The organism is Kitasatospora sp. NPDC059803, assembly GCF_042732255.1.
In the GTDB taxonomy this organism is placed as follows: domain Bacteria; phylum Actinomycetota; class Actinomycetes; order Streptomycetales; family Streptomycetaceae; genus Kitasatospora.
Window position 1 is genome coordinate 1 of the sequence record NZ_JBHWIJ010000272.1, and the last position, 11,951, is coordinate 11,951.

Here is an 11,951-nt window from a genome sequence, read left to right on the forward strand (position 1 = left end):
TTGTGGACCTTGCGGGACATCGCCACGGATTCGTTCCACACCCAGCGGCACTTCCCCCACTCCGCTTCGAGCAGTGCGAGGGCGGTGGCCGACACACGGAGCCGGTAGGTGTACCGGGCGTACCCGGCCTCACCGACCGTCACCGTCGTCGTCATCATGAGCCGCAACCTAACAGCCCCCACCGACAACAGCAGAAAGCACAGGTCAGAACAGATGCGCAGAGAACTCCGCCGCTTCACGGCTCCGGGCCGAGGACCCATTCCTCCCCGGCCTGGCCGGAGCCTCCTGGGAGAAATCAGGTGACACCATCGCGACCACCCGCGTGGTCGGCCGCCGTGCTGGTGGCGGCCGGGTTGCTGTGTGGCTGCGGTAGCAGCACGTCGGCCGGTGGCGGCCCCGCCGGTCCCGGGGCCGTGGTCTCCTCGCCGTCGCAGCAGGTGGACGCACTCTCGCTCGCCGCACTGCAGGACTTGGCGTCGGCGCTCGGAGAGCAGGGGCACGACGAGTTCAAGGACACCTTCGGCGCGCTGAAGCTGGACCCGGCGGCAGGCCGGGTCGTGCTGTTCGCGACGGACGAGCCGCGGGCGCGGGCGCTCGTCGCGGCCGCCGCCCAGGCGCATCCCGGCGTCGAGACGGGACGCGCCGAGATCCGGCACGCCTCCTACGCGCGGGCGACCGTCGATCCCGCCCTCAAGAGGATCGGCGACGCGGCACAAGCCAATTCGCTGCCGTTCCCGGTCTATACGGCGGCCCTGCGGCCGGACGCGTCGGGGATCACGGTCACCACGTCGCATGAAGGCGCAGCGTCGTCAGCACTCAAGAAGGCCGTGGCCGAACTCGCGGGCGCCGTCCCGGTCTCGTACGAGGAGGGCAAACCGGTCCGCAACCTGGACGCCACCGCTCAGCTGGCGCCTCCGCCGTGAGCGGGCCCTGACGCGTCACGTCATGACACGGGCGGGCTCGCTGCGATGGTCCGCAGCGAGCCCGCCCAGGTGTCACATCTACACCGCGACCGGTGCGCCCGTGGCCAGGGAGCGTTCGGCGCCGGCCAGGATTTCGACCACGCGCAGGCCGAACTCCGCGCCGCAGGGGTGCGGTTGGCCGGTGGCGGCCGAGGCCTGGAGGGCGTCCAGGGCGCGGTGCAGGGCGGCGGCCGGGCCCTCGCCGCGCTCGGGCAGGTGGGCGATGCCGTGCTCACCGCGCAGTTCCAGGCCGACGCCGCCGGCGCCGACCGGCGCGGTCAGACTCAGTGCCAGGGTGCTGGAGGCGCCGTCGGCGTGCCGCAGCACCAGGTGGACGGTGTCCAGCGGGCCGGCCACCGCCGTGACCTGCGTCGCGTCGCCGAGCACCGGCAGCAGCACCGACAGCGAGTGCGGGCCGACGTCCCACAGCGCGCCCTTCTCCTCGCGCCACGGCGAGGCCGCGTACGGGCTGGTGCTGCCGGGGGCGAACACCGAGCCGAGCCAGTCCGAGCGGCCGGTGAACCAGCCGCCCAGGCCCGCCTGTTGCTCGATCCACGGGATCTGCTCCCCGCCGAAGCGGACGGTGAAGAAGACCACGGAGGCGACCTCGTGGGCCCGGACGGCCTCGGCCACGGCCTGCGCGTCCGGCACGGTCAGCGCGACCGGCTTGTCCAGCAGCAGGTGGCAGCCGGCCTCGGCGGCCCGTACCGCGAGGCCCGCCTGCACGGTCGGCGGCAGCGCGATCGAGACGGCGTCCACCTCGGCGAGCAGCTGGTCGAGGTCCGCGTAGCCGGGGACGCCGTACGCCCCGCCGAGGGCCGTGGCCGCCTCCGGCCGGCGGGCCCAGACGCCGGTGAACTCCAGCCCGGGGTGCTCGGCGAGGACGGGTGCGTGCACCCGCTCCGCCCAGGGGCCGGCGCCCAGCAGTCCGATCCGCACGATGTCTCCGTTTCTCCGTGGTGCGTAAAAGTGGTGCGTGAAAGTGGTGCGGGAAAAAAAGGGTTCAGCTCTGCACGCGGGCCAGCGTGAAGCCGTCGTAGCCCTTGCTGCCGACCGTCTGCACCGAGGTCGCGGTGACCCTCGGCTCGGCGGCGATCAGGTCGTGCAGGGCCCGGGTGCCGACCACCGCCGGGTTGGTGCTGTCCGCGTCGGCGACGGCGCCGCCGCGCACCACGTTGTCGACGATGATCAGCGAGCCGGGCCTGGTCAGCTGGAGCGCCCGCCGGAAGTACTCGGGGTTGCTGGGCTTGTCCGCGTCGATGAAGACCAGGTCGAAGGGCTCAACGCCCTGCTCCACCAGTGCGGCCAGCGAGTCGGCGGCCCGGCCGAGCCGCACCTCGGCGACCTTCTCCAGCCCTGCGCGCGCGATGTTCCCCTGGGCGACCTCGGCGTGCTTCGGGTCGATCTCCAGGGTGATCAGGGTGCCGTCCGCGGGCAGCGCCCGGGCCAGCCAGATCGCGCTGTACCCGCCGAGCGTGCCGACCTCCAGGATCCGCCGCGCGCCCTGGGTCAGCGCCAGCAGGTGCAGCAGCTTGCCCTGGTTGGGGGCGACGGCGATCTCCGGCAGCCCGGCCGCGTCGGCGGCGGCGACCGCGGCCTCCAGCGCCGGGTCGTGCCCCACCAGTTGCTCGGAGAAGTACGCGTCCACGGCATCCCACGTCGACTGGGTCATCGGGCCCTCCAGTTGTGCATGATCGGCAGGTACCCGCCGATGCTACTCCGAAGGCCCGACAGCCCCTCCGTGCTCAGTGCAGACGCCTCGTCACTGCGCTTACTGCGCTTACTGCGCTTATTCCGCGACGGGCGCCTTGGGGGCGGTCGCGGCGGCGGCCGCCTCCTCCGCCTCGATCTTGGCGTGGGTCTTGGCGGCCCGGCGCTTCATGAACCAGGCCGAGGCGCCGCCGACCAGCACCGCCGCGGCCAGGCCGGCCCAGGAGAAGCGGGACAGCCAGGGCTCGATGCTCTTGCCGACCTTGTAGACCAGCAGGGTCGTGCCGCCGGCCCAGACGATGCCGCCGAGCACGTTGGCGATCAGGAACTTCCAGTACGGCATCTTCAGCGCGCCGGCGAGCGGCCCGGCGAAGATGCGCAGCAGGGCGATGAAGCGGCCGAAGAAGACCGCCCACATTCCCCACTTCTGGAAGGAGCGCTCGGCGGTGGCCAGGTGGGACGGTCCGAAGTGCTTGGGGAACTTCCGTCCGAGCTTCTCGAACAGCGGCTTGCCGCCCTTGCGGCCGATCGAGTAGCCGATCGAGTCGCCGATGATCGCCCCGAGGATGGCGACCACCGCGATCCATTCCGGGCTCACCACACCCTTGACCGCCATCAGGGTGGCCGTGACCAGGGCGATCTCGCCGGGCAGCGGGATGCCCAGCGACTCCAGGCCGATGATCAGGCCGACCAGGGCGTACACCGCGGTCGGTGGGACGCTCTCGATCCAGGCGTCGATGTGCAAGGCCAGTACCTCCGTGGCAGGTCGGAACCGGCGCGGCCCTCAGCGGTGCCGCACGCCGATTCCGGCAGTTGTCCGATGGCGGCAACGCAGCCGCTTCCCCATAAGGGCAGCCTAACGTGCCGGGCGGCCTGTCCCCCCGGCCGATCACCCGTGGTTACGACGTGCGGTGGTTCCTCATGGTTCCCGCTTGACCAGCCGTTCTTCAAGATCCGGCAAAGCGAAGTGCGACCACGGACGGCCGCGCGTTCACCCGGCGCACGAGCGGCAGCAGGGCGCGGAGCAGGCCCCGCCCGCCCTCCGGGTAGACCTCGCGCACGTCGGTCACCGCCGGGTGCGCGCCGGCCAGCTTGCCGTGCTCGTCCGCGTCCATGCCGAACGGCATCGGCGGCGCCTGGTAGTGCCGGTTCCGCAGCTTGCCCTGGACGGAGCGGGCGCTGAACCAGCGCGGCACCGCGTCCAGCACCATCGACCCACCGGGGAACCGTTCGGCGCAGGCCGCGATCAGTGCCCGTACCTCCTCCGGCCGCAGGTACATCAGCAGGCCCTCGGCGCAGATCATCACTCCGCGTGCCGGATCCACCTCGTCCATCCAACCCGGGTCGGTGACCGGGCAGGCGAGGATCCGGCGCCGGTCGTCCGGCGGCAGCAGCCGCTCCCGCAGCGCGGCCGTCTCCGGCAGGTCCACCGCCAGCCAGTCCGCCCGGCCGTTGTCGACCCGCCACGATTGGGTCTCCAGGCCGTCCCCGAGACCGACCACGGTGCCACGCGGGCAGCGGGTCAGGAAGTCAGCCACCTCACGGTCGAAGCAGGCCGCCCGCAGCGCCTGCAACTGGCTGACCAGCGCGCCCTCCCCGAAGCGCTCCGCGAACGGGAAGTCGATCCGGTCGACCAGCTCGACCGCCTTCGGGTCCTCCAGCACCGTGTCCGGCCGACGCGCCTCCACCGCGCGGTGCCACAGCGTCCACAACGCCGTCTCCGGCACCTCCGCCAACTCCGGCCGCTCCCCGCCGCTCATCGCTCACTCCTTCGGACGTGCTCCGCGCTGGACCTGCTCCGCGCCGGACGTGTTGCGCGCTCGGCGTGCTCCACGATCGACGTGCTCGACGCTCGACATGCTCCACGCTCCGGCCTGAACCCGCCGATTCTGACACCCCGGACGCGGGGACGCTCGGGCCGCCGCGCCGCTCAGCCGATGCTGAACGCTCCGTCCGGCGGGGGCGGGGAGTCGGTGGCGTCGGCGTCCGTGACCGGGGCGGTGCGGCCGACCAGGGCGGCCAGGTCGGCGCCGTCGGTGAGGCGGGCCGGGAAGATGTCGCCGGCCAGCAGCCGGGTGAGCTCGACGGCCGGGAGCGGGGCCGTCGAACCGGCGAGCAGGATGTTGCCGTACCGGCGGCCGCGCAGCACCGGGGCCTCGGCGACCAGGAAGGTGTACGGGAACACCGCGCCGACCGTCGCGGCCTGGGCCCGGGCGAAGGCCAGCGGCGGGCCGTCGGCCAGGTTGGCGGCGTAGCAGCCGCCGGGGCGCAGGGCGGCGGCGGCCAGCCGCAGGAACTCCACCGAGGTGAGGTGGGCGGGGGTGCGCGAGCCGTGGAAGACGTCCGCGATCACCAGGTCCCGGGTGCCGGGCGGGGTCTCGGCGAGGGCGGCGCGGGCGTCGCCGACGGTCGCGGTGATGTCCGCGCCGGGCCCCTGCCAGGGCAGGTGCTCGGCGACCAGGTCGAGCAGCGGCCCGTCCACCTCGACCACCCGCTGGCGCGAGCCGGGGCGGGTGGCGGCGAGGTAGCGGGGCAGGGTGAGCGCGCCGCCGCCCAGGTGCAGCACGTCCAGCGGCCGCCCGGCGGGGGCGAGGGCGTCGGCGAGGTGGCCGAGCCGCCGGGTGTACTCGAACTCCAGGTGGGTCGGGTCGGCGAGGTCGACGTAGGACTGCGGGGTGCCGTCCAGGGTGAGCAGCCAGCCGCCGTCCCGGTCGAGGTCCGGCATGAGCTTGGCGAAGCCGAGGTCGGTGTGGCGCCCGACCGGCACCGGCTCATCCGCCGCCGCCTCGTGCGTCACCGACTCGTCCGTCACGCGCTCTCCCCCACGGCCTGAGCGTCCACGGCCTGGGCGTCCACCGGCCGGACGTCCGCCGGCCGGACGTCGAGGTAGGCGGCGAGCCAGCGGTCCAGTTCGGCGAAGGCCCGGGTGCGGGCGGCCTCGCCCGAGAGCACCAGGTCGTGCATGCCGCCCTCGATCCGGACGATGGTGACGTGCCGGCCCAGTCGCGGGCCCTGGCCCGCGATGTCGTCGGCGCGCAGCACGGCGTCCGCGTGGTGCAGGGCGTTGTGCCACTTGGTGGTCGTGATCGACCTGGTCGACGCCATCAGCAGCACCGGCACGTCGATCCCGAGCCCGTGCCGCAGCTGCCGGTGGCCCTGGTGGATGGCGGACAGCCAACCCGCGTACAGCGGGAAGCCCTCGGGGCGCTTGAGGGTGAGGTCGAAGTCCCACTCGCCCTCGTGGTCCTTGTGCAGGCTGTGCGTGTAGTGCGGGTTGAGCGTCGACGGCAGCACGCGGGTGGGCGCCAGCCGTCCGATCGCGGTGACGGCCGGGCCGCCGACGGTCCGCACGGCGGGCGCGGCCGGCATCGACAGGAAGGGGCTGTTCAGGAACAGCCCCTCCACCAGGCCGCGCCCCGAGCGCCGCCCAGCCCACAGTGCGCCGATCAGCCCGCCGGTGGAGTGCCCGTTCAGCAGCAGCCGCCGGTGCCCGTCCACCTCGCGGATGATCCGCACCGCCTCGTCGATCTCCTCGTCGTACTCGGCGAGGTCGCGCACGAAGTTCGGCGACTGGTGCGGGCGCAGGGAGCGGCCGTACTTGCGCAGGTCCAGGGCGTAGAAGGAGAAGCCGAGCGCGGCGAAGTGGTCGGCGAGGTTGGTCTGGAAGAAGTAGTCGTTGTACCCGTGGATGTACAGCACGGCCCGCTCCGCCCCCGGCACCAGCCGGCGCACCAGCGTCGCGCAGACCTCCCCCTCGGCGTCCGGCCGCAGCGTCAGCTCGGCCGTCTCGTAGGGGGCACCCAGGATGTCTTCCCGAAACTCCATCTGCGCCGCACCCGTCCTCATGCTCGACCTGCCGTCCGTCGCAGGTGTTCTTGATCCAGGACCCCGACAATACCGGCCGGTAGCCCGGGGCTGCCTGTCGGGCGCCGCTCTGCCGGGCATCGGTGTGACCCGGTCGCCCGCGCCTCCTGATCGCTCCCCGTGCGCCTGCTGTGCGCCGGTGGTCGTGTGGAACGCTACCCGGACAGATCCAACTCCGGTTGTCACGCAGGCGAGTTGAGGAGAACACATGCCGCAGGCCGGCCACACCGATCCGTCGCTGTACCGTTCGGCCGCCGAGGCGATCGCCGCGCCACCGGAGACGCTGGCGTACGTCGCCGGGTTCGACCGGGCCGGGGAGCGGCCGGACGCGCTGCTCACCGTGGACACCGATCCGGCGTCGGCGAGCTACGGGAAGGTCCTGAACTTCGCCGAACTGCCGACGCTGGGCGACGAGTTGCACCACTTCGGGTGGAACGCCTGCTCCAGCGCGCTGGCGCACGCCTGCCACGAGAACCCCGAGCGGCGCTACCTCCTCCTCCCAGGCCTGCGCTCCTCGCGGCTGCACGTGATGGACACCCGGCCCGACCCCGTCCGGCCGCGCCTCGTCAAGACCGTCGAGGCGGCGGAACTCGCCGCCAAGGCCGGCTACTCGCGCCCGCACACCCTGCACTGCGGGCCGGACGGGGTGTTCCTGTCCTGCCTGGGCAGCGGGGACGGGAACGACGGGCCCGGCGGGGTGGCGCTGCTGGACCACACCACCTTCGAGGTGCTGCGCGCCTGGGAGACGGAGCGCGGGCCGCAGCACTTCGCGTACGACGTCTGGTGGCACCTGGGGACGAACGTGGGGGTGACCAGCGAGTGGGGCACGCCCTGGATGGTGGAGGGCGGGGTCGTCCCGGAGCTGCTGCTGGGCCGCAAGTACGGGCACGCGCTGCACTTCTGGGAGCTGGACTCGGGACGGCACCTGCAACGGATCGACCTCGGCGACCAGTACCAGATGGTGCTGGAGCTGCGCCCGGCGCACGATCCGCAGGCCGAGTGGGGCTTCGCCGGGGTGGTGACCAACGTCGAGGACCTGTCCGCCTCGGTCTGGCTCTGGTACCGGGAGGGCCCGGCGTTCACCGCGCGCAAGGTGATCGAGATCCCCGCCGAGCCCGCCAAGACGGAGGACCTGCCGCCCGCGCTGCAACCGTTCGGCGCGGTGCCGCCGCTGATCACGGACATCAACCTGTCGGTGGACGATCGCTGGCTGTACGTGTCCGCGTGGGGCACCGGCGAGCTGTTCCAGTACGACGTGTCGGACCCGTTCCACCCCCGGCTCGCCGACTCGGTGCGGCTGGGCGGGGTCGTCGCCCGCACCCCGCACCCGGCCGCGCCGGGGCGCCCACTGAGCGGCGCCCCGCAGATGGTCGAGATCAGCCGGGACGGGCGCCGGCTCTACCTCACCAACTCCCTCTACGGCGCCTGGGACGACCAGTTCTACCCGGACGGCATCGAGCCGTGGATCATCAAGCTGGACGCCGACACCGAGGCGGGCGGGCTGAGCGTCGACGAGCGCTTCTTCCCGCACGGCGCCGACTTCCGGGGCCTGCGGGTGCACCAGACCCACCTCGCGGGCGGCGACGCCTCCTCGGACTCCTACTGCTACCGGTAGGACGTCCGGCGGCAGGACGTCCGGCGGCAGGACGTACGACTGCCGGCAGGACGTACGGCTAGCGGGCGAGCGCCTGGTCGTAGCGGACCTGGGCCAGGGGCAGCCCGGCGGCGAGCAGTTCGGAGCGGACGGAGGCGACCATGCCGGCCGGGCCGCTGACGCAGGCGAGGTGCTCGCGCCAGTCCCCGGCGCCCGCGACGGCGTCGGCGAGCCGGCCGGCGGTGACCGGCGTGAGCGCCAACCAGGGTTTGTGCAGGCCGAGTTCGGCGAGGGCGGACCAGTCGTAGAGGTCGCCGCGGTCCCGGGCGCCGACGAACAGGTGGACGCGGCGGCCGCGCGGGCGCTGGGCGGCCTGCTGCTCGACGATGGCCTTCATCGGGGCCAGGCCGGTGCCGCCGGCGACCAGCAGCAGGTCGCGGGTGTCGTCCTCGGGCAGCAGGCCGCCGCGCGGCGGGCCGAGGCGCAGCCGGTCGCCGACGGCGGTGCTTTCGACGAGGGCCGCGCTGACCCCGTCCGGCCCGGTGCGCCGGACGTGGAACTCCAACTCGTTGTCGGTGCGCGGCGCGCAGCCCATCGAGTACTGCCGCCAGGTGTGCGGAAGCGTCGGGTGTTCGACCGTGCCGTACTGTCCGGCCCGGTACGGGTAGGGCTCGCCGGTGCGCACGCGCAGGACGGCGAGGTCGGGGCGGCGGCGCTCGTGGCCGGTCACCACGGCGCGCCAGTACGGGGGTTCGGTGAGCGCGGAGTCGGCGCCGGCGGTCATCGCCGCGACGGCGAAGCGCAGCATCCGGACCCAGGCCGCTTCCATCTCCTCGGTCCACCGGTCGCCCGCCCGGTGCCGGATCGCCGCGCACAGGGCCTCCTCGAAGGCCTCGTAGTGGACCGGCCGGACGCCCAGTTTGCGGTGGTCGCGCCCGAGTTGGCGCAGAGTCGCGGCCAGTTCGGCCGGGTGGTGGAGGTGGTCCACCAGGTGGCGGAGGATCCGTTCCAGGTGGGCCTGCTGGAACTCCATCGAGGCGGGGAAGAGCGGGCGCAGGTAGGGGCGGCGGCGGAACATCACCGCGTAGAGGTGGTCGATCAGTTCGGAGAGCGGGTCGAGCAGGCCGAGGTCGCGCCGGATCAGCCGTTGGTCGGCGGCGCCGTCGTAGCCGTCGTAGTCATCGGCGCCCCCGGAGCCGCCGTACTGGTCGGCGACGGCCGGGTCGGGCCCGAAGGGCGAGGCGGGGATGAGGAGTTGGCGCCGGAGCCGCATCGCGTGGTGGCGGGCGATCAGCCGGTCGTACTCGGCGGTGGTGCCGCTGGTGGTGTTTCCGCTGGTGGTGGTATCCATGACCCGCCCAGTCAATCGCCGCCCGGTTACCGGCGAGAAGGGCCGATGGCCCCGATCGGACCCGGGACCATCGACCCCTTGACGGGAGGGTCTGGCCGGAAGGCCTACCAGGGGCGCTACCGGACGGGATCGACCGGGGTCGCCTCGGCAGGCTCGACGGGCTCGGGGTGGAACTCGGTGGCCGCCCAACTGGCCAGCAGGCGCAGGGATTCGGCGGAGCTGGAGCCGGGCTCGGCATGGTAGGTGACGAGCACCTGGTCGACGTCCCCGGCCGGGCGCAGCGTCTCGTACTGGAGGTTGAGCCGGCCGACCACCGGGTGGTGCAGCCGCTTGGTGCCGTGGCCCTTGTCCTGGATGCTGTGGGCGGCCCAGAGTCGGCGGAAGTCGGCGCTCTTGAGGGAGAGTTCGCCGATCAGCGAGGCGAGTCTGGGGTCGTCCGGATCCCGCCCGGCGTCCAGCCGCAGCATGCCGACGACGTCGGTGGCCTTACCGTCCCAGTCCTCGTAGAGCTCGCGGGCCGACGGGTCGAGGAAGAGCTGCCAGGCCATGTTGCGCTGCTCGGGCGCCATCGCGGCGAAGTCGCCGAGCAGGGCGGTGCCGAGCCGGTTCCAGCCGATGATGTCCAGGCGCCGGCCGAGGACGTACGCGGGCACGCACTCCATCGCGTCCAGGAGCTGCTGGAGCGCGGGCCGGACCCGCTGCGGGCGGGCGGCGGCCCGGCCGGGGCGGCGGCGGGCGGGCCTGGTGAGCCGGCCGAGGTGCTCGCGCTCGGCGGGGCTGAGCCGCAGCACGCGGGCGATGGCGTCCAGGACGGCGGCGGAGACGCTCTCGCCGTGGCCCTGTTCGAGCCGGGTGTAGTAGGCGGTGCTGACTCCGGCGAGCAGGGCCAGCTCCTCGCGGCGCAGGCCGGGCACCCGCCGCCGGGTGGTGCTGTCCGGCAGGCCCACGTCCTCGGGCCGCAGCCGGGCGCGGCGGGATCGGAGGAACTCGCTGAGTTCGGTGCGCTGGTCCATGTCTGCAGTATGCGGGGAGCCGGGCGGCGGGGGCGGGGGGCAGGGTGATACTGCCGTGCGTACGTTCCGCGGTCGTACGTCCGGGGTCCCTACGCGTGGCCTGCGTACGAAGAGCTCTGGTCTGGCTGGTCGCACCGCACCGGCGCAGGCTGGAAGCATGACGAACTCGACGAACGCAACGACGACGAGCACCACCGAGGGCACCACCCGCACGGTCGCCGCCTACGCCGCGGCGCGGCCCGACTCCCCCCTGGAGAAGACCACCGTCACCCGCCGGGCGGTGGGCGAGCACGACATCGTGATCGACATCAAGTTCTGCGGCATCTGCCACTCCGACATCCACCAGGTCGGCGAGGACTGGGGCACCGGCATCTTCCCGATGGTCCCGGGCCACGAGATCGCCGGCGTGGTCACCGAGGTCGGCGCGGGTGTCACCCGCTGGCAGGCCGGCGACCGGGTCGGAGTCGGCTGCATCGTCGACTCCTGCCGGGAGTGCGACAACTGCCGGGCCGGCCTCCAGCAGTACTGCACCGGCCAGGGCGGCACCGTCTTCACCTACAACAGCGTCGGCCACGACGGCCTGCCGACCCACGGCGGCTACTCCTCGAAGCTGGTCGTCGACGAGGCGTACGCGCTGCGCATCCCCGACAACCTGCCGCTGGACGCCGCCGCGCCGCTGCTGTGCGCCGGCATCACGCTGTACTCGCCGCTCGCGCACTGGGGTGCCGGGCCGGGCAAGAAGGTCGCGATCGTGGGCCTCGGCGGGCTCGGCCACATGGGCGTGAAGCTCGCCCACGCCATGGGCGCGGAGGTCACCGTGCTCAGCCAGTCGCTGCGCAAGCGCGAGGACGGGCTGAAGCTCGGCGCCGACCACTACCGGGCCACCTCCGACCCGGCCACCTTCACCGAGCTCGCGGGCACCTTCGACCTGATCGTCAACACGGTCTCCGCCGACCTCGACCTGAGCGCCTACCTCGGCCTGCTGCGCACCGACGGCACCATGGTGCAGGTCGGCGCGCCGGAGAAGCCGGTCACGGTGAACGCGCACGCGCTGCTCTCCGGCCGCCGTTCGCTGGCCGGCTCGATGATCGGCGGGCTGCCGGCCACCCAGGAGATGCTGGACTTCTGCGGCGAGCACGGCATCACCGCGGAGATCGAGCTGATCCGCGCCGAGCAGATCAACGAGGCCTACCAGCGGGTGCTGGCCGGCGACGTCCGGTTCCGCTTCGTGATCGACGCCGCGACGATCTGACCGTCCCGGCCTGACCTCGCACTCCCCCGTGCCCCGACGCCCCGCCCCCTGGTGCTCTCCCATCAACAGGGGGCGGGGGCCGTCCGGGCGCCGCGGGGCCTACCCCAGCCGGCTAGACCCCGGCCGGGGCGGCCCCCGCCCCCGCCCGGCCCGCCCCCCCGCGCCCGCCCCCGCGCGCGCCCCCCGCACGGTGACCGACGAGCAG

The 11,951-nt window shown here is 73.3% G+C and carries 11 protein-coding genes and 1 pseudogene; 3 read left to right on the forward strand and 9 right to left on the reverse strand.

Annotated elements, in window-relative coordinates; all coding sequences use genetic code 11:
* A pseudogene (locus ACFV6I_RS31385) lies at positions 1-155 on the reverse strand (RNA-guided endonuclease TnpB family protein); the annotation flags it as partial.
* Positions 156-335: 180 nt separating this feature from the next.
* On the opposite strand from ACFV6I_RS31385, the gene ACFV6I_RS31390 reads away from it, so the two are divergent.
* On the forward strand, positions 336-923 hold the full coding sequence (locus tag ACFV6I_RS31390; protein ID WP_380428920.1) for a hypothetical protein: 588 nt from the start codon (positions 336-338) through the stop codon (positions 921-923).
* A gap of 78 nt (positions 924-1,001) precedes the next feature.
* Here the strand turns inward: ACFV6I_RS31390 and ACFV6I_RS31395 are convergent, their stop codons facing one another.
* From ACFV6I_RS31395 to ACFV6I_RS31420, 6 genes are all read right to left on the reverse strand, one after another.
* A complete protein-coding gene (locus tag ACFV6I_RS31395; RefSeq protein WP_063346139.1) occupies positions 1,002-1,901 on the reverse strand; it encodes a Gfo/Idh/MocA family protein in 900 nt (299 codons plus the stop codon).
* 64 nt (positions 1,902-1,965) lie between these two features.
* Positions 1,966-2,634: an O-methyltransferase gene (locus ACFV6I_RS31400; RefSeq protein WP_380428923.1), complete on the reverse strand. Its 669-nt coding sequence runs from the start codon at positions 2,632-2,634 to the stop codon at positions 1,966-1,968.
* A gap of 117 nt (positions 2,635-2,751) precedes the next feature.
* Positions 2,752-3,417: a DedA family protein gene (locus ACFV6I_RS31405; protein ID WP_063346141.1), complete on the reverse strand. Its 666-nt coding sequence runs from the start codon at positions 3,415-3,417 to the stop codon at positions 2,752-2,754.
* A gap of 202 nt (positions 3,418-3,619) precedes the next feature.
* Positions 3,620-4,432, reverse strand: a complete 813-nt coding sequence (locus ACFV6I_RS31410) for a class I SAM-dependent methyltransferase (protein ID WP_063346142.1) — start codon at positions 4,430-4,432, stop codon at positions 3,620-3,622.
* Positions 4,433-4,602: 170 nt separating this feature from the next.
* The gene (locus ACFV6I_RS31415) at positions 4,603-5,397 is read right to left on the reverse strand and encodes a spermidine synthase (RefSeq protein WP_380428934.1); all 795 of its coding nucleotides are present in this window, start codon (positions 5,395-5,397) and stop codon (positions 4,603-4,605) included.
* 83 nt (positions 5,398-5,480) lie between these two features.
* Positions 5,481-6,497, reverse strand: coding sequence for an alpha/beta hydrolase (locus ACFV6I_RS31420; RefSeq protein ID WP_380428926.1), 1,017 nt, complete (start codon positions 6,495-6,497; stop codon positions 5,481-5,483).
* Between the two features lie 247 nt (positions 6,498-6,744).
* Here ACFV6I_RS31420 and ACFV6I_RS31425 point away from each other — a divergent pair, with 247 nt between their 5' ends.
* Positions 6,745-8,151 (forward strand): selenium-binding protein SBP56-related protein, encoded by a 1,407-nt coding sequence (locus tag ACFV6I_RS31425; protein ID WP_380371526.1) that lies wholly within the window; start codon positions 6,745-6,747, stop codon positions 8,149-8,151.
* A gap of 58 nt (positions 8,152-8,209) precedes the next feature.
* Here the strand turns inward: ACFV6I_RS31425 and ACFV6I_RS31430 are convergent, their stop codons facing one another.
* Both ACFV6I_RS31430 and ACFV6I_RS31435 read right to left on the reverse strand, forming a co-directional pair.
* Positions 8,210-9,481 (reverse strand): globin domain-containing protein, encoded by a 1,272-nt coding sequence (locus ACFV6I_RS31430; protein WP_380428930.1) that lies wholly within the window; start codon positions 9,479-9,481, stop codon positions 8,210-8,212.
* Positions 9,482-9,597: 116 nt separating this feature from the next.
* Positions 9,598-10,494: a helix-turn-helix domain-containing protein gene (locus ACFV6I_RS31435; RefSeq protein WP_380428932.1), complete on the reverse strand. Its 897-nt coding sequence runs from the start codon at positions 10,492-10,494 to the stop codon at positions 9,598-9,600.
* A gap of 157 nt (positions 10,495-10,651) precedes the next feature.
* Between ACFV6I_RS31435 and ACFV6I_RS31440 the strand changes: the two genes are divergently transcribed.
* Positions 10,652-11,746, forward strand: coding sequence for an NAD(P)-dependent alcohol dehydrogenase (locus ACFV6I_RS31440; protein WP_063346147.1), 1,095 nt, complete (start codon positions 10,652-10,654; stop codon positions 11,744-11,746).
* The last annotated feature ends 205 nt before the right edge of the window (positions 11,747-11,951 follow it).

Coding starts and splice junctions, on each gene's coding strand:
- ACFV6I_RS31440 (WP_063346147.1), top strand. CDS start 10,652: ATGACGAACTCGACGAACGCAACGACGACGAGCACCACCGAGGGCACC.
- ACFV6I_RS31425 (WP_380371526.1), top strand. CDS start 6,745: ATGCCGCAGGCCGGCCACACCGATCCGTCGCTGTACCGTTCGGCCGCC.
- ACFV6I_RS31415 (WP_380428934.1), bottom strand. CDS start 5,397: ATGCCGGACCTCGACCGGGACGGCGGCTGGCTGCTCACCCTGGACGGC.
- ACFV6I_RS31410 (WP_063346142.1), bottom strand. CDS start 4,432: ATGAGCGGCGGGGAGCGGCCGGAGTTGGCGGAGGTGCCGGAGACGGCG.
- ACFV6I_RS31400 (WP_380428923.1), bottom strand. CDS start 2,634: ATGACCCAGTCGACGTGGGATGCCGTGGACGCGTACTTCTCCGAGCAA.
- ACFV6I_RS31430 (WP_380428930.1), bottom strand. CDS start 9,481: ATGGATACCACCACCAGCGGAAACACCACCAGCGGCACCACCGCCGAG.
- ACFV6I_RS31435 (WP_380428932.1), bottom strand. CDS start 10,494: ATGGACCAGCGCACCGAACTCAGCGAGTTCCTCCGATCCCGCCGCGCC.
- ACFV6I_RS31420 (WP_380428926.1), bottom strand. CDS start 6,497: ATGGAGTTTCGGGAAGACATCCTGGGTGCCCCCTACGAGACGGCCGAG.